Origin of the sequence: Tsukamurella pulmonis, from assembly GCF_900103175.1 — a bacterium.
Classification (GTDB): domain Bacteria; phylum Actinomycetota; class Actinomycetes; order Mycobacteriales; family Mycobacteriaceae; genus Tsukamurella; species Tsukamurella pulmonis.
Map to the genome: position 1 here is coordinate 65,506 of NZ_FNLF01000002.1, position 16,891 is coordinate 82,396.

19 protein-coding genes are annotated in these 16,891 nt (G+C 66.0%); 10 read left to right on the plus strand and 9 right to left on the minus strand.

Annotated features, from left to right (window positions below; all coding sequences use genetic code 11):
- Positions 1–27: 27 nt before the first annotated feature.
- From BLQ62_RS24325 to BLQ62_RS23130, 3 genes are all read left to right on the plus strand, one after another.
- The gene (locus tag BLQ62_RS24325) at positions 28–153 is read left to right on the plus strand and encodes a hypothetical protein (protein WP_269451309.1); all 126 of its coding nucleotides are present in this window, start codon (positions 28–30) and stop codon (positions 151–153) included.
- Positions 154–279: 126 nt separating this feature from the next.
- Positions 280–2,337 (plus strand): DEAD/DEAH box helicase family protein, encoded by a 2,058-nt coding sequence (locus BLQ62_RS00585; RefSeq protein ID WP_082756145.1) that lies wholly within the window; start codon positions 280–282, stop codon positions 2,335–2,337.
- A gap of 4 nt (positions 2,338–2,341) precedes the next feature.
- Entirely contained in the window at positions 2,342–2,602 is a 261-nt protein-coding gene (locus tag BLQ62_RS23130) for a hypothetical protein (RefSeq protein WP_139184116.1), read from the plus strand.
- A gap of 22 nt (positions 2,603–2,624) precedes the next feature.
- Here the strand turns inward: BLQ62_RS23130 and BLQ62_RS00590 are convergent, their stop codons facing one another.
- From BLQ62_RS00590 to BLQ62_RS00615, 6 genes are all read right to left on the minus strand, one after another.
- The gene (locus BLQ62_RS00590; protein ID WP_068563692.1) at positions 2,625–3,734 is read right to left on the minus strand and encodes a hypothetical protein; all 1,110 of its coding nucleotides are present in this window, start codon (positions 3,732–3,734) and stop codon (positions 2,625–2,627) included.
- Entirely contained in the window at positions 3,731–4,630 is a 900-nt protein-coding gene (locus tag BLQ62_RS00595) for a DNA-methyltransferase (RefSeq protein ID WP_068563784.1), read from the minus strand. Before BLQ62_RS00595 ends, BLQ62_RS00590 begins: the two co-directional genes overlap by 4 nt.
- Before the next feature lie 90 nt (positions 4,631–4,720).
- Positions 4,721–6,058: a hypothetical protein gene (locus tag BLQ62_RS00600; RefSeq protein WP_068563694.1), complete on the minus strand. Its 1,338-nt coding sequence runs from the start codon at positions 6,056–6,058 to the stop codon at positions 4,721–4,723.
- Complete coding sequence (locus BLQ62_RS00605) at positions 6,055–6,525, minus strand: MarR family winged helix-turn-helix transcriptional regulator (RefSeq protein WP_068563696.1); 471 nt, start codon at positions 6,523–6,525, stop codon at positions 6,055–6,057. The genes BLQ62_RS00600 and BLQ62_RS00605 overlap by 4 nt, the downstream gene beginning before the upstream one ends.
- Positions 6,522–6,761: a hypothetical protein gene (locus BLQ62_RS00610; RefSeq protein WP_068563699.1), complete on the minus strand. Its 240-nt coding sequence runs from the start codon at positions 6,759–6,761 to the stop codon at positions 6,522–6,524. Before BLQ62_RS00610 ends, BLQ62_RS00605 begins: the two co-directional genes overlap by 4 nt.
- Complete coding sequence (locus tag BLQ62_RS00615) at positions 6,758–7,882, minus strand: hypothetical protein (RefSeq protein WP_068563701.1); 1,125 nt, start codon at positions 7,880–7,882, stop codon at positions 6,758–6,760. Before BLQ62_RS00615 ends, BLQ62_RS00610 begins: the two co-directional genes overlap by 4 nt.
- A 448-nt stretch (positions 7,883–8,330) precedes the next feature.
- Here BLQ62_RS00615 and BLQ62_RS00620 point away from each other — a divergent pair, with 448 nt between their 5' ends.
- The 4 genes from BLQ62_RS00620 to BLQ62_RS00635 are packed head-to-tail and all read left to right on the plus strand — an operon-like array spanning position 8,331 to position 12,733.
- Positions 8,331–10,394 (plus strand): hypothetical protein, encoded by a 2,064-nt coding sequence (locus tag BLQ62_RS00620; RefSeq protein WP_068563703.1) that lies wholly within the window; start codon positions 8,331–8,333, stop codon positions 10,392–10,394.
- A gap of 22 nt (positions 10,395–10,416) precedes the next feature.
- Positions 10,417–11,475: a cutinase family protein gene (locus tag BLQ62_RS00625; protein WP_068563705.1), complete on the plus strand. Its 1,059-nt coding sequence runs from the start codon at positions 10,417–10,419 to the stop codon at positions 11,473–11,475.
- Positions 11,472–12,125: an LGFP repeat-containing protein gene (locus BLQ62_RS00630; RefSeq protein WP_068563707.1), complete on the plus strand. Its 654-nt coding sequence runs from the start codon at positions 11,472–11,474 to the stop codon at positions 12,123–12,125. Before BLQ62_RS00625 ends, BLQ62_RS00630 begins: the two co-directional genes overlap by 4 nt.
- 26 nt (positions 12,126–12,151) lie before the next feature.
- Positions 12,152–12,733, plus strand: a complete 582-nt coding sequence (locus tag BLQ62_RS00635; protein WP_139184117.1) for a hypothetical protein — start codon at positions 12,152–12,154, stop codon at positions 12,731–12,733.
- A 209-nt stretch (positions 12,734–12,942) separates the two neighbouring features.
- Here the strand turns inward: BLQ62_RS00635 and BLQ62_RS00640 are convergent, their stop codons facing one another.
- The 3 genes from BLQ62_RS00640 to BLQ62_RS00650 form a co-directional block, all read right to left on the minus strand.
- Positions 12,943–13,746 (minus strand): DUF6551 family protein, encoded by an 804-nt coding sequence (locus BLQ62_RS00640; protein ID WP_068563712.1) that lies wholly within the window; start codon positions 13,744–13,746, stop codon positions 12,943–12,945.
- Positions 13,747–13,815: 69 nt separating this feature from the next.
- On the minus strand, positions 13,816–14,178 hold the full coding sequence (locus tag BLQ62_RS00645; RefSeq protein WP_068563714.1) for a hypothetical protein: 363 nt from the start codon (positions 14,176–14,178) through the stop codon (positions 13,816–13,818).
- Positions 14,179–14,180: 2 nt separating this feature from the next.
- Positions 14,181–14,519, minus strand: coding sequence for a hypothetical protein (locus BLQ62_RS00650; protein ID WP_068563715.1), 339 nt, complete (start codon positions 14,517–14,519; stop codon positions 14,181–14,183).
- A 102-nt stretch (positions 14,520–14,621) separates the two neighbouring features.
- Between BLQ62_RS00650 and BLQ62_RS00655 the strand changes: the two genes are divergently transcribed.
- The 3 genes from BLQ62_RS00655 to BLQ62_RS00665 all read left to right on the plus strand — a co-directional run bounded on the left by BLQ62_RS00655 (position 14,622) and on the right by BLQ62_RS00665 (position 16,600).
- Entirely contained in the window at positions 14,622–15,164 is a 543-nt protein-coding gene (locus BLQ62_RS00655; RefSeq protein WP_139184118.1) for a hypothetical protein, read from the plus strand.
- A 135-nt stretch (positions 15,165–15,299) separates the two neighbouring features.
- Positions 15,300–15,692, plus strand: coding sequence for a hypothetical protein (locus BLQ62_RS00660; RefSeq protein ID WP_139184119.1), 393 nt, complete (start codon positions 15,300–15,302; stop codon positions 15,690–15,692).
- 62 nt (positions 15,693–15,754) lie between these two features.
- Positions 15,755–16,600 (plus strand): hypothetical protein, encoded by an 846-nt coding sequence (locus BLQ62_RS00665; RefSeq protein ID WP_068563721.1) that lies wholly within the window; start codon positions 15,755–15,757, stop codon positions 16,598–16,600.
- The last annotated feature ends 291 nt before the right edge of the window (positions 16,601–16,891 follow it).

Here is a 16,891-nt window from a genome sequence, read left to right on the forward strand (position 1 = left end):
GTACGACCAGCATTCCCCCACGGGCAGGTGCTCACCTCGAAGGCGACGGTGCGCCGCCCGCTGCTGAGCGAACCACGCCTCGACCCAGGGTGGAAGTACTGCCACCACTTCATCTCCATCGCCGCCAAGGACATCGTCCTGGTCACCCGTTGAACTCCCCATACCTGTTAGACGCATCAGAGCCACACTCGGTTCCATCGACAGGCCCGCGGCACCACCGAGTCCAGTTTGGCGACTGAGTTGATCAAGGTTGCGAAGTGTTGTGGTAGGCTTCCGGTCATGAGTGAATCCTCAGATGAGTACCTCACCATCGCCCAAGCAGCTACCTACGTAGGCGTCTCTCCGGCGACCCTTCGTCGATGGGACACAGCGGGCAAGCTGACCCCGATCCGTCGACCTGGAAGCGCGTATCGGTACTACCTGACCTCGGACTTGGAGGCCTTCCGCTTGGAGTACAACACGGCCGATGTGGCTACCGACGCCGTCGCTGACTTCTTCGGCGACGCTGATGCATTCATCGACGGCAACCCTCAACTTCGCGAGCCGCAGAAGGAGGCGTACGCGGCTGTCGTCGCCCACTTCGAGAACCACACGACCCCTGCGATCGTGCAGCTACCGGTGGGCTGCGGCAAGACAGGTGTGGCGGCGATCCTGCCCTTCGGGCTATCGCGCAGGCGCACCCTCATCGTCGCACCGAACACCACGATCCGCGCGGGACTCTATGCGGAGGTGAACATTTCGAACGCCGGCTGCTTCTGGAAGAAGGCCAGCATCCTGGATTCGTTCACCTCAGGGCCGTTCACCGCGTTGGTTGACGGCCCCAAGGCCAACATGGATGACTGCGTCAACAGTCACATCGTGGTCGCCAACATTCAGCAGCTCGCCGGCAGTGCCGACCGCTGGTTGTCTCAGTTCCCTCCCGACTTCTTCGACCTGGTGATCATCGACGAGGGTCACCATGTCGCCGCTGAAAGCTGGCAGAGGGTCGTGCGTGCGTTTCCGCAGGCATTCTTCGTGAGCCTGACCGCGACTCCGTTCCGGTCAGACAATCAGGACCTTCTCGGGGACATCGTCTACCGGTACTCCTTCGCTCGCGCGATGGTCAACGGCTACATCAAGCACATCGTGTCGGCCTCTGCACACCCCGCGGAGATCACCTTCACCGACCGCGACGGCACGAACACCTACACGCTCGAGCAGGTTCTCGACTTGAACGACGAAGCGTGGTTTCGCCGCGGCGTGGCCCTGTCCGACGAGTGCAACCGGCACATCGCAGAGAAGGCCCTTGAGAAGTGGCAAGCGCTGCGGGCCGCGACCGGCTTCCCGCATCAGATCGCGGCCTCTGCCATGACGATCGACCACGCGAACCAGGTCCGGGGGATCTTCGAGGAGATGGGGCTGCAGGCTGAGACCATCCACAGCAAGATGCCTGAGGAGCGCAAGGCGGCGGTCCTCGCCAAGCTGCGCAACAACCAGATCGACGTCATCGTTCAGGTCGCGATGCTCGGCGAGGGCTTCGATCACCCACCGCTGAGTGTCGCCGCCATCTTCCGCCCGTATCGATCGCTGGCACCGTATGTGCAGTTCGTCGGCCGCGTCATGCGAACTGTCGAACTCAATGACCCTGATAGCCCTAACAACCAGGGCTTCGTCGTCTCGCACGTCGGACTGAACAACGAGGAGCAGTGGGAAGACTTCCGCGACCTCGACAACGAGGACAAGAAGATCATCGCGGATTGGACCCGTGGCCGCGGCGGCGCGAGCTCAGGAGGCCGCGGTGAAGCCGACGACGATCAGACAGCGCTACGGTTCGATGCACCCGTTGCGGACGACGAGAAGCTCGATTACTTCATCAGCCAGCCCTTCATCGACTCAAGCGACGAGCGCGACATCGAGGCGTTGCTCGACAAGAAGGGGCCCGGCGGTGTGACCTACCGCGAGCTCGGAGTCCCTGCTGAGGTGCTCCGCGCCACCCTCGCCAACCACCAGACGCGGCAGGAGTCGCCGGCTGAGGCGGTGCCCGTCCAGCCGCAGGTACATCGAAAGACATTGCGGAGCCGGCTCGACAGCCGCTCCAAGTCCATCCACCAGCGCGTACTGAACGACCTCGGACTCGCCCGGGCGGGATTCGACCTTAGCCGCGCGATGAAGCATGCCCGCGGGAACAACTCTGACGCCCTGTACGGGCTTCTGAACAGCGAGATCAACGCCTTCGTTGGGGAGAATAAGAGCACCCGCGATCAGTGGACACTCGATCAGCTTCAGATCGCCTACGACTCACTGGACGAAATCGGCGACCAGGTCGCAGAGTCCATCCGACTCGCTCTCGAAGGGTGAATCAATGGCTTCGGTGAAGAACATACTGAAACACGTCGAGGTCGTCCCTGCAGGGAAACTCCGAAAATGTAGCCGCAACCCGAAGCTGCACCTGATCTCGAAGGGCGAACCTTGCCTGCAGATTTCGGACGGTCCCCAACGTCGAAGTACGTACTGTGCGCGGTGTGCCGCTGAAATCCTGTCGAATGCTGACCGCTTCCTGGCGGACCTGCATTCCAAGATCGACATTCCGTCACCGACCCCCCCTGCTGATGCATCGGTGTAGAGAACGGAGAAAACCTGTTATTCTATCTCGTTACAAGATCAGGAAACGGCGATACCGAAAGCATTTCGTCGAGGTTGGATAGCGAGAACACTCGTCCGTCGGTATCGCGGATGACCGGGCCGAGGGTGTCGTTCACACGAGTCCACGCCATCCCGCCCAGAACTCCTATTAGAGGAATTCCGCCCAATCTTGTGCATTCATCTCGTAGGTTCTTGAAACGCGGGGCCTTGTCGCGAGCAGTGCCTCCGTCGTTGATGGTTTTACACTCAAGCATCGCTCGAACCACTTCCGTCCCGCCTTGCTTCTTGAACACAACGAAGTCAGGTGCGGGAGCAACGTGGATCTCGAACCGTTCCGCGATCTCACCTTGGTTGGTCGAGCCGGTCCTGATGAAATCGACGCCGTGTGCATTGAACAGGTCCTCCACGGCGTCTTCGATCATGTCCCCGCGACGAGTCGAGGTGGCATCGAGCACTTGGCGAAACGCGCCACCATAGTGCCGCTGGTGCAGGAACGTCGCGAACGGCACTCCGCGCTGAGCGAACTGCTGAACCGTGGCCCAGCCTTGCGCTGTGTCCGGCTTGTCCTGCTTGCTCCGCACACCGGCGGGAGGTGCTCCGAACAGCGCCCCGTTGAGCACCTGGACCAGGGTCTTCGCGGCAACCTGGGCTTGCGCCGCGTTGGTCGTGCTCCCCTTGCGCTCCATCGAGTCGACCTTCGCCGCCGATAGCGGCGCCAGCCCTAAGGGACCTGCGACCAGGGTCGTTGAATGCGCGAACTCGGTCTTGGTGAACCCCATGATCGTTCGGAGAGGCAGCAAAGTGCGCGGATCGGCCTGGATGATCCTCGCGAGATCGGCTTCTGTGACAGCAGTGAATCCATTGGTCGCGGCGATCGCCGCGTCGTAGGTCTGCTGAAAGTAGGGCAGGTCGTAGAAGTCGTCGCCGTGGATGTACGCGAAGTCGGGGGCCAAGTTCGGCACGTACAAGACCCGCGCGACTGTCGCGTAGATCTCGGCATGCTCGGCGATTCCATGCTTTTGCGGCACCAGTCGAATCCGCTTGATTCGCTCCTCCCACGTTGCCGCCAAGGCGATTTCAGCGACCGTGGCTTTCACTGCGTCGTCGCTCATCCGAAGGCTGCGATCGACCCCGGGAGGTCGTCCGCCTCGTCGTCACGGATCCGGCGGCGCGCTTCAGTGACGAAGTCTTCGTGGAGCTCAAAACCGCCGGCGCGGCGTCCGTGACGCCGGGCAACAACGACTGTGGTTCCACTGCCGGCGAACGGATCAACCACGACGCCACCATCCGGGGAAGCCGCCTTGACGAAGAACTCAGCAAGGCCTTCCGGCATGGCTGCCGTGTGAGCTACTCCCTTGTGCTGGTTGTACGTCTGCGGGACGGACACAACATTGCCGGGATCTGCACCGCCAAGGAGATAAGTCTTCGTGCGGTCGCGACCGAAGCCAGCCTCTGTCGATCGGCGTCCTAACTTGTCCTGCTTCCGTCTCTCGATTTCAGCCTTACTAGCCTTGTATGGTACCCGGATGCTGTCCAGGTCGAAGAATGGTTTGTCGCCCCGTGCGAAGTGATACACGTACTCGAACGAATCTTTTGTCCGCGGCCCAAATCGTCCGGGAACCGCGTTCGGCTTTGCCCAGATATACGTCTCGATCCAGCGCCAACCCATCTCCTGCATCGCAAGGACCAGCTGATACACGTAGGGGTGCCGCTGGCCTCGCAGCTCGCCCCGGTTCGCGACCCGATTCTTGATGTTGACAATGAGACTGCCTGAGTCGGCGGTCGCCTCAAACATCGCCTCAGCAAACGGCATGAACCACTCGACGTAATTGTCCGGATGGATTCTGCTGTAGGCACGTGCGTCCGCGTAGGGCGGCGATGTAAAGAAGAGGTCAACGCTGCTCTTGGGAAGCTTCGGGAGGTAGTCGAGCGCGTCCCCGTGCATTACACCTTGCTCAAACAAGGTGTCGAGGCTGAACTTCGGGGGTCCGATACGACGCGGCGGCATGCGCTCAGCGTAGTCGGAGCCACCCCCCAACTACGTGATCGACCTGACCCGAACTCGAGGGGTCGATACCCTCCGTCATTCGCGACAGTACTACAGATAAATATGTCTTGAATGGCCGGGCGGCATGCACACCTGGACGATCGCAGCAGTCGGATACACCACGAAACCAGCTACAGATAAGCGCTCCGCATCGAGTTCGCGTTGGTCGAGATCGTTGAGCAGCTGTGCGCGCTCGTCTGTGGTCAAACCGATCCAGGTCTGCCACTCGACCAGCTCAAGGTCCTCTTCCACTCGACATTCGTTGAGTCGGTCAAGGAGGTAACGCAGTTCCCGCTCCATGGCCATCACTTTTCCTGTGGCGGCGGCGCGGGCCGTGTTCCGGAGCAGCAGTTCAGGATTGGACGGAACCGTCATCACCAGGTTGTGCAGATCAGTCGACGACCTGATGTTGCGCTGGCCTGCGAGCGCCAGCAATCTGGCGATATCGTCGTCTCCACGGAATCTGACCGCGAAGCTGCGCATGAGGTCTGCGGTATCACGCATTGCCATCGAGAGCGGTCCGAGAGGCTCCTTCAGGAGGCGGCGGAGGACGGGTTGGGGCGTGCGCACGAGAAGCGCGCGGAGGGACTTCACTTGGGTCGACGAAAGTCCTTGCGGGCTCGGGTGATCATCGGGGACGCGACGGAGCGCATCGACGATCCAGTCCGGTGGAACGAGGCCGCGGAAAACGGCGTACCAGCTCAGGGTGTAGGGGTCCAGCCGGGCAACTTCGCGAGCCATCGGCCGACGGTAGTTCCGCGCTCCGTACAGCTTTCGGGCGACCTGTGCGGCGTCGATCGAGTCGAGCCAGGGATCTTGAATGTGGGCTGAGGCGGTGGCGATTGTGCTCAGCGTAGTGGCAAACCCACTGCTGTCGTTTGACGCCAGTAGCGGAAACCGTTCCGTGATGATCGGCGCGGGGCCGATGGTGTTCTCCAGTCGACGACGAACAGAGGTGACCTGGCCACCCGTCGCGAGGTAGTCGCGGCCCGCGCCGAGGGAGCCCCGAACCACCTGCACGGCATCGGCGGTGTCGGTGGCGAATAGTCGTAGCGAAGTGCTGGTACGTGAATATCCGCCTGTGGTGGTGGTTTCGACGACCATGCCCGCCGCGGTGCGGGTGATCGTGCGTTGGTGGAGGGTCCTCCAGAAGACACATTCGCGGCCGCTGGCCCGGCGCAGATGGATCTTCTCCGATACCTTGCGTGCTACAGCCTTGCGGCCGTGGCGATCGACGAGCAGAACCACCCGTGCGCTGCGGCCCACGGTGGTGGGATCCATCACGCGGGTGGGGTCGGCGAGTGCGTCGCGTGCGTACTCGTCGAGTTCGTGCGTCTCGACGACGTCATGCCAGGTTTCGATGATCCTGGTGCCTTCAGTGGAGGTCATAGGGAACCTGCCTGCACTCGGTCGCTCGCGGATTCGCAAAGTCCGTCGCCAAGTCGAATGCCATTGAGGATCGCCGCCGCACTCGCGAGGGTCGCTCGGTCGTCGGCGGTGAGTGCGCGCAGTTGGTTGGGAAGCCACTGCTCGTGCTCCTCGGCCGCGATCGCCCGCTCCCCCGCTTCGGTGAGAGCAACGATCATCTGGCGCCCATCCGTGGGATGCGGGCGGCGATCTACCAGCTCGAGGTCGTGGAGCTTGCCCAGAAGGCGAGTCATGCTCGGCGCCTGCACTCGTTCGCGCTCAGCGAGCTGAGTCGGTGTCATCGGCCCGCCGTCGGCGAGCGTGTGCAACGCGGACAGCTGGGTCAGCGTGACCCCCGACCCGCCACGTCGTTGTCCTTGCAGGTGTCGCACGAACCGCAGCACGGCAAGACTCAGGCCCTGGGGTGGATCGAGGTTCACGAGGCTCATGTGTGCTTCTCCAAGCGTGCGGGGTGGAAGGGGATGGTTCTGGCCTCCAGCGCCGCGGTGAAGTCGGTTGCAGCCTCGTATGCACGGATGCGCTGGCTGATCGCGGTGACGGGCTCGCCGAACTTGCGGGCGAGATCGGCTATCGCGAGCCCCTCGCGACGGTGGAGACGCCAGATCTGCCGGTCTGCCGGGTCGATGGCGCCGAGGTCCCAGGACGTGCTGTTCGGCCGGCTCATCGCGAGATACCCACCTGTGCGGTCGCGCCTTGCTCAAGTCGCGGCGCCGCGGCGCCCATCGGTGCTGTGGCGGCCGCTGAGGGGGCTACGCACCGTGGAGGTGTCGGATGCGTCGTCGTGGCGGCTATGAGCTTCTGGGCGGTGTCTGCGGCCCGTTTCTCGCTGGTGGCGGGGTTGGTGAGGGCGTGGAGCTCGGCGAGGGGGTCGCAGGGCACCAGTGCGCTGATTGGGTGGCCGGCGTCCAGGTGGTCGCTGAGGTCCTTGCCCTCGGCCGCGCGGACGGTGTAGACGGCCCCGACGGTGCCGCTGATGAGGTCTCGGACGTGGGCTGCGTGGCGGTAGCCGGCCTGGTCGCGGTCGGCGACGATCACTACGCGCGCGGCGCCCGCGAGCTGTGCGGCGTGATCGGCGATGAAGGTGTCGGCGCCCATCGCGTTGCAGGTGGCGACGAAGCCCTCAGCGCGGCCGCGGTCGGCGTCCTTCTCGCCCTCGACGAGGACGATGGTGCGGCCCTCGTCGACGGCCTGGCGTACCTCGGGAAGGTGGTAGAGCACCGGGTCGAATCCGTGGGCGATGTACTTGCGGCGCTTGGTGTCCCACTGGAACTGGCGGAAGTCCTTCACGTCCTTGTGCTCGTGCGGGGTGACGTAGCGGCAGACCGATCCGGCGGGCGTGCCGTCGGCCTGCTCGTAGATGTAGGCCCGCACGAGGCGGGTCGGCCCGGTCTGCGGGCCACGTTCGGCGGCGAGCGCGGCGCGGCGCACGGCCATCTCCTGCTGAGTCCGCTCGCGGCGGGCCTGGGCCTCGCGGCGGGCCTGTTCGGCGGCGGCGCGGCGGGCGGCGGCCTCGCGTGGGCTCTGCGGCCCCCGGGGGTGCTGGCGCGGTTCGTCATAGAGGTCGCGCACTGGGACGCCGATCGCCTCGAGGATATCTCGGCTGTCGCACCCGGCGAAGCACTTGACCACGGTGCGGCCGGCGCTGATGTTGTGCGTGATCGCGGCGCTGGCGTGGTGGTCGTCGTGGCATGGGCAACAGAACAGGGTCCATTGGCCGGACTGTTTGCCAGGCCCGGCGACCTGTTCGAATGCGTCTCGGACGCGGTCGAGCGACGGTGCAGTCATAGCGACTCCCGTGTCAGTCGACCCACCGACGACGGAGCTGTGTCAACGCGAGGCTGAGATCCGTTCGGTGAGTCGTTTGCCGTTTCTTCTCTGGCAGTTCGGGTCTAGCCACCCGTGCTACCTGATCGAATTGTACGTCTTTCAGGAGATCGGCACAGCCCCTGACTTGCGACTTTCTGAAATCGCCTCCCAACGGGGCGCGGCGCTCAGGCCACGTGGGTGTCAATCACCCATCGCGGTGTGTGTCAAACACCCACGCTACCAGCGGATTTGATCGTTTTGATTGCTGAACAGGTGTGGCACACTGCAGGTGTGGGAGTCCTGGTGGAAGGACACCGGGCGGCGTGTAGTGGCGCCGAATCTCCCATGGCGAGCGGTCCTCGTCCTGAACATCTCGACACGGCGCGCAGGACTGCTCGTGGTCGACGTGTGAATAGGACAAGCGCTCATGATCATTCCCAATCGTGCGCGGGCTCGCAGTCGCGGGCCCGCCGACCACTCCCCCAACCGATCGACCCGGCGCCGTGCCGGCCTCAACCGCGCGCAGTCGAAGCGGGTCGCCACTCTCGGGCTCACGGCAGCTCTCGGGGTGAGCCTGCTCGGCGCGCCGATGGCGCTCGCGGACCCCACGACGCCGACGACGCCCGGCGCGGCTGCCGCGACGACCGGCCGCGACTCCGGTCCGGACGCCTGCGCCCAGTACACGCCGGATCCGGACGCGCGGATCCAGGCCGGTGCGTTGCCGACGGAGCGGCAGTCGCGCACCGAACTGTTCAAGGGTTCGGAGCGGCTGAGTCCGAATCCGCTCATCAGCCAGGCCGCGAAGATGATCGGGATCGACGAGAGCAAGTTCCCCACTAAGAACGCGTTCCCGGAGTTCCGCGCCTTCGACGACACCCTGCAGGGTGAGGGCCTCTACGGCGCGAAGACGAGTCTGCAGAGCGGTCTGCCGTGCGCGATCGTCGACTCCCTGGTCGAGACGAAGGTGCGGCGCGATGTCGCGCAGAAGGTCGCGATGGCGTTCCTGTCGCTGCCGACGCTGCTCGCCGGCATCGAGGGCCCCGACGTCGCATCGGTGATCACCAACGGCGTCGGCTGCGGTGTGGCGATCGCCCAGGCTGCGGCCGCGGGCGCCATGGCCGGCGGGACCAGCGGGGCGGCCGCGGCGGCCGCGGCGCCGGCTGCGATTTCGGCTGCTCCGGTGTGCATCGCGGCGGCCGGCGATGCGGCGGTCATCGCGGGCAAGCTCATCAACATCTGGGAGCACAATCCGGCGTTCCCGCAGCTCGCGGAGTTCTCGGCGATCCTCAACCCGGACAGCGTGATTGGCAAGAAGGTGGTCTCGAAGCTGCCGAAGGTACTCCGCGAGAACAAGGAGTTCCTGGGCATGATGAAGACCCTCTCGCGCTTCATCCTGAAGCTGTCGGAGATCTGGATCGGCAAGTCGATCGCTGTCTTCGGCGACGCCGTGCGCAAGGCGGCGGCCGGCGACGTCTCCGCGACCCCGAAGGCTGCAGTCGGCGCCGTCGAGATCGGCCTCCAGCTGTTCATGGCGGCGGTCTACGCGTTCACCGGCTCCGACACCCTCGAGTTCGGCGGGGAGACGCTGGTCGACCCCAAGGCGCTGACCAACATGCAGACGAAGATCATCACGGGCGGCATCACCAGCCTGCCCGGCGAAGGATCCGAGCTTGTGGACGGCGGCAAGCTCGGCGGCAACAGTGGCATCTCGCAGCCGCTGCGGGACCTGCAGACGACGGCGAACCTCGGGTGCCTCATGGGCGCCAACGGCGGCGCGAGTGGACTGAGCACCGCGTTCAACACCGGCTACCAGACCCAGGACACGAAGATCACGCAGGCGCAGAACCGCGGCGACTTCCCGTGGCTCGGCGGCGGCCAGCAGAATTCGAGCGGCAACGTGAACCTGCCGTGGCTGACGCAGACCCCCTCCGCGCCCACGACCACGCAGGCGCCGCAGGGCGTGACCGGTGGCCTGGACTGGCTGACCGCAACTCCGACCACGACGCAGGCGCCGCAGGCCGGCGGCCAGCAGCAGTACCCGGCGCAGACGGTCGCGCCGGGCGTTGGGCAGCAGGCCTCGGCGCAGGGGCCCGTGCTGATGCAGCAGCCGCAGTGCGCGATCAACGGCAAGTCCTTCACCATGGACCAGACCCAGATGCTCTCCGCGGCCGATCTGAACCAGCTACGGCAGGTCCCCGGGGCCGTCACCCCGGCGGATCCCAAGAAGCGCCCTGACGGGGCTCTCTGGGGCCTGGATGCGCAGGATCCGAAGAGCATCGCGGCGTCCCTGCCTCTCATGGGGGCCAACGGGCTCCAGCTGCCTGGTCTGCCGGGCTTCGGCGAGAGCATCAACCTCGGCGCCGCGAACGGCAGCGGCTCGATCCTCAGCAGCCTGACCAACGGGCTTCAGATTCCGACCCTTCCCGGGCTCGGACAGGGCGGCGTCGGCGGCGCGGCCAACGGCGGCGGAGCGACCAGTGCACCGCGCTAACTCACGAAAGGATGTAGGACCCATGGTTTCGAACTCACGGCGTACTGGTGCCGTCGTCGCAGCGTTCCTCTTCGCGTTCGCGTTGATGGGCTTCGGCGGTGCTCCGGCGCAAGCAGCTCCCGGCCCGGCCCCCGCGCCCGCGCCGGCCACCTTCAAGAACACGGGCGGCTGCGGCACCATGCAGGTGATCGCGGCGCCCGGCACCACGGAGACGAGCGTCAACGCTCGCCCGAACGAGGCTCGTGGCATGCTCGGCGGCTGGGGGCAGCAGCTCCAGCAGAAGGTGCCCGGGGCGCAGGTGACGATGACGCCGTACCCGGCTCAGGTCGGGCCGTTCGCGGGTTCCATGCCGCTCCAGCAGTCCCGCGCGATCGGCGTGCAGAACATGATGACGCAGGTCCAGACCGCGGCCCGCAACTGCCCGAACACCCCCATCGTCCTCGCCGGCTACAGCCAGGGCGCCGAGGTGGCGGGTTCGCTGTGCAGCGGCATCGGCAACGGCAAGGTCCCCGGCGTCGCTGCCCGGCAGATCCGCTCGTGCGAGCTGTTCGGCGACCCGGGCCGCGGTTCGACCGACCTGAACATGGGTGGCCCGAACGCGCCCGGTGCTGGCGCACTCGGCAACGGCCGCGACTACGGCGAGCTGGCCAACCGCACCTACAGCGCCTGCAACATCGGCGACCCGTACTGCAGCTTCCGCGCACAGGACGTGGCCTCCGGCCTCGGCGGCAGCTCGGGCTTCGCCCAGCGGCAGATGACCCAGGACTTCCTGAACTTCAAGTGGCCCTGGGCCGGTAGCAACGGGCTGCCGCAGAAGCTCGCGGACTCGCTCGGATCGTTCGCAGGTCTGCCCGCCCACACCATGTACGGCCAGGGCACGAACTTCGGCGGCCAGTCGGCGCTCGGCTCGTCCGTCAGCCGACTGGCCGGTGCGCCCAACGCCACTCCCCTGGCGCCGGCCTCCACCGCTGTCGCTGGTGTTCCGCTCGCCCCGGCGCCCGGTGCGGGAACGGGCCTGACGAACGTGAACGGCAACGGGATCGGGCAGACCGTGGGTGGCATCTTCGGGTTGGGCCGGTGACCCGGGGACGGGGCTGGCGGTGGCGCAGTGCCATCGCCGTCACGGCGGTCGCGGTCATCGGCTCGGCCGCCGGCCCGGTGGCCTCCGCGGATCAGATCGTCGCAGGCAAGAAGGTCCAGGGCCAGATCGAGACCACCTACTTCTCGCTGAGTGGGCCTGCAGGCTTGGGCGATCCCGTCACCGAGGAACTGCCCGACCGCCGCGGCGGCCGCTTCCAGGCGTACAAGCTCGACTCGTCGATCTACTGGAGCCCCGGCTTGGCGCCCCTGAACAACGCCTTCCAGGTCGGAGGTGCGATCCGGGCACGGTGGGGGCAGAAGAACTGGGAGGTCGGCGCGCTGGGCTATCCGATCAGCGACGAGCTCCGGATCACCGAGACCTTCACCTTCCCCGGCGTGAAGATTCCGATCGCGCTCGGGCACCGAGTCACTGGAGCGTGGAACGACTTCCAGGGCGGCTCGATCATGTGGTCGCCGTCGACGGGTGCGCAGATCGTCTGGGGCAAGATCCGCGAGGAGTTCCTCCGCAACGGCGGCCCGAGCAAGTACGGCTGGCCCGTCGCGGAGGAGCAGCGAACGGCGACGGGATGGTCTCAGCAGTTCGAGAAGGCCACCATCACCTACCCGCCGGCGCAGAGCCCCGCGCAGTAGCCGATCGACACGAAGGAACAGAAGACGTGATGCACTACGCACTCCCCCAACGCAATCCATGGCGTACAGCGCTCGTGGTGACCGTCGTCGCGGCGGGCTTGGTCGGCCTCGGGGCCGGGCCCGCGCAGGCTGAGCCGGTCAAGCCGGTGCCGGCCGAGTACGCGGCCGCGGTGAAGACCGCGGGCACCACGTGCTCGCAGATCGACTCGGCGCTCGTCGCGAGCATCGTCAACAACGAATCGGCCTGGGATGCCAACGCTAGGAGCGTGACCGACCGCGTCGGGCCGGGACAGCTCGGCAAGGTCGAGCAGGAGAAGTACCTGCGAGCGGGTGAGTCCGCGACTTCACCCGTCGACGGCACGATCGCGCTGAGCCGGTACCTGTGCGACGTGGCGCAGCAGGTCGACGAGCGTCTCGGCGGGAAGGCCGAGGCGGCGCAGGTACAGCGGCCGGCGGTCTACGTCGCCGCGTTCTGGGCCGGGGTGAACCGCACCGTCGAGCTGGTGACCAAGGTCCGCGCCGAGGACTCCACCGACAGGGACCAGACCGCGGTGTACGTCCAGCGAGTCATGTCCGACGGGGCCGAGTACGCCGGGCAGGGCATCTAAACGTCGTCACACGGCGACCGCGAGGGCCGTCCGTCGGAGCACACTACATGCTCTGACGGACGGCCCTCGTTCTTCTTCCGTCGCCGCGGGTTTGGTTAGATCAGAGGGTGGTGGTGGACCAGATTCCCGCTGGTCCACCATCGCCTGATGATGTCGTGCCCGGCGTTGGCGGCGGTGAATATGCACGGTGCATATCGCGTGTCGTTCCCTTATTCGAGGACCTCGGCGACGTGCACCTTGGAGCGGCCGGATTTGTTGTACAGGTGGACGATCACGCGGACGACTGCCTGCCACTGCTGCCCGCCGTAGGTCTTGGTGGAGTCGACGGCGCGAGCGTGGACCTGGCTGGGCGTGACGTCGCTGAGCGTGTCGGCGAGACGGCCGGAGTCGCAGCGCTCGGTGCGGACGATCTCGAAGAGGCCGCGGACGATGCCGGCCTTCGTTGCTGCGGCATCGTCGGGCCAGACGTCGGTGATGAGTTCGAGTGTCTGACTGAGGAACTGGGGATCGTCCTGGTAGGTCCGTTCCAGCGTCGACAAGCACGTCAGGTAGGCGGGGTTGCCGCCCTGCATCACCCGGAAGCCGAAGCCTTCGGCGATGCGGTCGATGCCGACGACGGTGTGATCGCCGGCCGCGCGACGGGCCTTCCAGCGATCCCAGACCGACAGCTTCTTAGTGGTCGCGTCGAGGTCGCGGAACAGGGCGGCCTCCTCCTCGAGGGTCAGGCCGGTGTGTACGACGGCGACCAGATGTGAGGCCTTGCCTGAGTGCGAAGCGGCCGCGTAGCGATGCTGCCCGTTGACGACGGCGTAGCGCGGGTCCTCCCCTTCTCCGCGGTCGGAGACGTCGATGATGCCGACGAGGCGGCGGTCCCAGTCGGCGCCGATCTTGCGTGCTCGACGCTCGTCGAGGTCGCGTTGATACCGGCGGTCGACGAACATCTCATCGAGCGCGATCGCGGCGTGGAAGACGTCCCGGGTCGTGTCGTTGATGGGGGCTTCGATGGTGGTCATGGTGGTGGTCGTTCCCTTCTTGAATTCGCTGTATACGGATAGTCTCGGGGTGTTTCGTCACGTGACCGTCTAGTTGGCGTCGGGATACCGAACCTCCCTCCACAGCCCGAGCTGGATGAGGGTGCTCACCTGTCGCCGGTTCAGGTCGTCGACGCTGTCGAGCCTGCGGGCGGTGAGCAGCGCGTGGCGGTCGGAGGGATGGAGGGCCGCGAACGACCCGGTCGCGATCCAGTTCAGCGCGCGGGCAATCAGCGGCTGGTCGACCTTGTACTCCACCTCGTCTCCCTCGGCCCAGGTGACGATGGTCATCGACGGTGCCGGGGTGCTCTCGACTTCGAGCGCCCAGGAGCCGATGCTGCGCACGGCCAGATCCCAGAGGTCGGAGAGGAATGCAGCCCTCGCGTCGGTACGCATCAACGGGTGAACGGTCATGGCTACGCCACCTCCTTCCGGTGCGCGGCGCGGGCGAGGAGCGCGGTGTCGCGGGCTTCGGCGAGGTCTGCGGGGATCTCGTCGAGCTGCGGCGCCGGCGGCGTGAGAGCGCGTCGGGCGATCGCATGGTTGAGCGCCAGGGTCAGGTAGTCGACCACCTCGTCGGAGGTCCCGCTGAGGATCAGGCCTTCGCCGTCCTCGTTTGAGAGCAGGAGCACAACCTCACCCTCGATACCGACGGCTTCGTAGTCGGCCAGTTCGAGGTCCGCGACAGCGCTCGGTGTCGGTGCGGCGTAGTAGTTGGAGAACCGTGCGGCTCCGAACTTGTACTTGGTGGACACGATGAATTCCCTTCTCTGATGGGTAATCCGAGGCGTTGCGCACTGCGGATAGGCCCAGTATTGCCCCGCTCACTCGGCTTGTCAAGGGTACACTTGACAAATATGAATTCAGACGGCTACCTTCGTCGTCAGCAGCCACCGGATCGGGCTGCACGGAAAGGAAACCGCATGTCCGACAGCTCATATCCCTACGAATGGAGCCGGGTTGCGTTCCCGGCAGACTGGCTCTCCACTGCGCGCGCAGACATGCTCGCGTGGATCCGCGACGAGGCCAACGTCAACTTCCGCTTCCACTGGACACCGATGGACGTGCTCGACGAGGTGGCCGCGCTCGAAACCGACTGGTTCGTGCGTGAGGACGGCAGCATCATCCACCTGTGGATGTACGGCAACGGGTTCGATCACGTCGACGTGGTGACCAACCCGACCTGGGGCACATGGATTCGCGTGCTCGCCCCGGACCGCGTCGTGCGGGCCGTCCCGATTCCTGGAGTCGACGGTGCGACGACGCTGGTGGTCCGTACTCTGCGTGACGTTCTCCTTGCCCGGCAGAGCGGAGCGGAGTTCCCGGGGATCTTCGCCGATGCGCCGCCGCTCTGGCCGCTGCCGGATCCCGCGGACCCGAGCCGGACGGTAGCGCGGTAGATGGGCGCGGAGCACAACGCGCCGCGGGCGCGGGCGATATGCACCGTGCATAACGGCGCCGGGTTGCGCGGAAGTCGGCCTCCGTCGGCTCGACACATACGATGTGCGAGCAAGACGACGATGGGAGGGCTCTCCGTGAGCGATCAGACCGATGCCGACGCGTGGGTCACGCGGACTGACGAACCGAGCGTGTGGGCAGTGACGATCGGCACTGGGCCTTCCGTGCGCGGCCGTCTTCGGGACCTGCGGCGGCTCGCCGCCGCGCTGGTTGATCCCGGTGTCGAGCTGGTCTGGCATTGGCCAGCGGACATTCAGGACGTGCTGGACGAGTCGGAGAACGAGGCCGCGAACATCAACGCATCCAAGAAGCGGCTCGCTGCACTTCGACGAGGGTTGGCGGTCGACCTGCGCGGCCCCGAGGATGCACCGAAGGAGGGGATCGAGGACGTCGCCGCGGTGCTCGAGGTCTCCAAGCAGCGCGCGAGTGACCTCGTCAAGGAAGGTCGCGCCGCGCGGGGCGAATCCTAGACTGGAATCACGCGGCGGCCCTCGGCTAGGAGGAGAAGTCGCGCAAGGAGAGGAAACGGCAAATGAGCAAGACATCAGATGAGCACAGAGGCGTCGCGGCGCTCGCGACTCCGGCCGAGACCGAGCGCTGGGTCCGTGATCGGGTGACGACGTACGCGAAGCGCGCCGTACCTGCGACTTACGTTCGGATCATGGTGAGCGCGCTTCCTGATCGGCGTACCGGGTTTCCCACGCAGCCACGCAAGCGCTGGTGGTCCCGCCAGAAGGCTGCTCCCGAGGCGAGCACGCAGAGCAGGTGGGACGTGGCCGCGGCCTCACTGACCGGAGTGCCGCAGGCGCTGGCCGCGACGGTGATCGACGTGATCGCAGACATCGCCGGCAGCTCCGCTTGGAAGGCTGCCGAACTGGATCAGCAGAGGGTGCGCATCGACCTGGCGGTCGAGCGGTTCCACGTGCTGTCGCAGTGCGCGGACCTCTACCACCTGGCGCAGATGGGGGGAGGGGAGGTCGACGTCCGGGATGCATCGGAGGCGACCGTGATGCTCCAGGCCGCGGTCGCGGAGCGCCAGGAGGACTACGAGGTCGCAGAGGCGGCAGTCATCGAGCGCGTCGCGGCCCTTCGCAGCTACCACCTGGGGCTGGTCCAGATCGAAGCGCTCCTCGCCAACCGCGATGTTGCTGTGCAGCTCACCTCCTCAGCACACGCCGCCGAGGACCTGCGTGATCAGATCACGGCGATCGCGCAGGTCCGATCGAGCGAGGACGCGCCTGCTACAGCGAGCACCCCCGCGGTCGACCTCGAAGGCCTCGACGCCAACCTGCAGGGACAGCTCGAATACCTCGCGCAGCTGATCAGCCGGCCCTCGGGCACCCCGCTTCACACGACGCCCTTGGCCGCGCTGGCGTAGGCCGAGCCGTTATGCACCGTGCATAACCGGGACTCCGAGGCTCGGCGTTATGCACGGTGCATAACGAATCCGGTCGCCGAGAGCGCCCCATCTTGCTCCCGCGGGGGCGTGTCGGGCCGAGTCCTCAGCGGGGGAGCGGTACCGTCATCACTATCGGCAGCCGAGCGCGAATCGCGTCGCTCACCCGAACTGCATCCCGCCACTGCGCCCTTATGCACCGTGCATATCCCGAACCGTGAAGGTCTTGACCTCCGGTCGGCCCCTTGAAACAATATAGGTAATACCGGTATT

Excerpts from the sequence above, each read along its gene's own strand:
- BLQ62_RS00640 (WP_068563712.1), bottom strand. The coding sequence starts at position 13,746 with ATGACCACCATCGAAGCCCCCATCAACGACACGACCCGGGACGTCTTC.
- BLQ62_RS00605 (WP_068563696.1), bottom strand. The coding sequence starts at position 6,525 with ATGAGCCTCGTGAACCTCGATCCACCCCAGGGCCTGAGTCTTGCCGTG.
- BLQ62_RS00645 (WP_068563714.1), bottom strand. The coding sequence starts at position 14,178 with ATGACCGTTCACCCGTTGATGCGTACCGACGCGAGGGCTGCATTCCTC.
- BLQ62_RS00590 (WP_068563692.1), bottom strand. The coding sequence starts at position 3,734 with ATGAGCGACGACGCAGTGAAAGCCACGGTCGCTGAAATCGCCTTGGCG.
- BLQ62_RS00620 (WP_068563703.1), top strand. The coding sequence starts at position 8,331 with ATGATCATTCCCAATCGTGCGCGGGCTCGCAGTCGCGGGCCCGCCGAC.
- BLQ62_RS00595 (WP_068563784.1), bottom strand. The coding sequence starts at position 4,630 with ATGCCGCCGCGTCGTATCGGACCCCCGAAGTTCAGCCTCGACACCTTG.
- BLQ62_RS00665 (WP_068563721.1), top strand. The coding sequence starts at position 15,755 with ATGAGCAAGACATCAGATGAGCACAGAGGCGTCGCGGCGCTCGCGACT.
- BLQ62_RS00600 (WP_068563694.1), bottom strand. The coding sequence starts at position 6,058 with ATGACCTCCACTGAAGGCACCAGGATCATCGAAACCTGGCATGACGTC.
- BLQ62_RS23130 (WP_139184116.1), top strand. The coding sequence starts at position 2,342 with ATGGCTTCGGTGAAGAACATACTGAAACACGTCGAGGTCGTCCCTGCA.
- BLQ62_RS00625 (WP_068563705.1), top strand. The coding sequence starts at position 10,417 with ATGGTTTCGAACTCACGGCGTACTGGTGCCGTCGTCGCAGCGTTCCTC.
- BLQ62_RS00610 (WP_068563699.1), bottom strand. The coding sequence starts at position 6,761 with ATGAGCCGGCCGAACAGCACGTCCTGGGACCTCGGCGCCATCGACCCG.
- BLQ62_RS00585 (WP_082756145.1), top strand. The coding sequence starts at position 280 with ATGAGTGAATCCTCAGATGAGTACCTCACCATCGCCCAAGCAGCTACC.
- BLQ62_RS00655 (WP_139184118.1), top strand. The coding sequence starts at position 14,622 with ATGAATTCAGACGGCTACCTTCGTCGTCAGCAGCCACCGGATCGGGCT.
- BLQ62_RS00615 (WP_068563701.1), bottom strand. The coding sequence starts at position 7,882 with ATGACTGCACCGTCGCTCGACCGCGTCCGAGACGCATTCGAACAGGTC.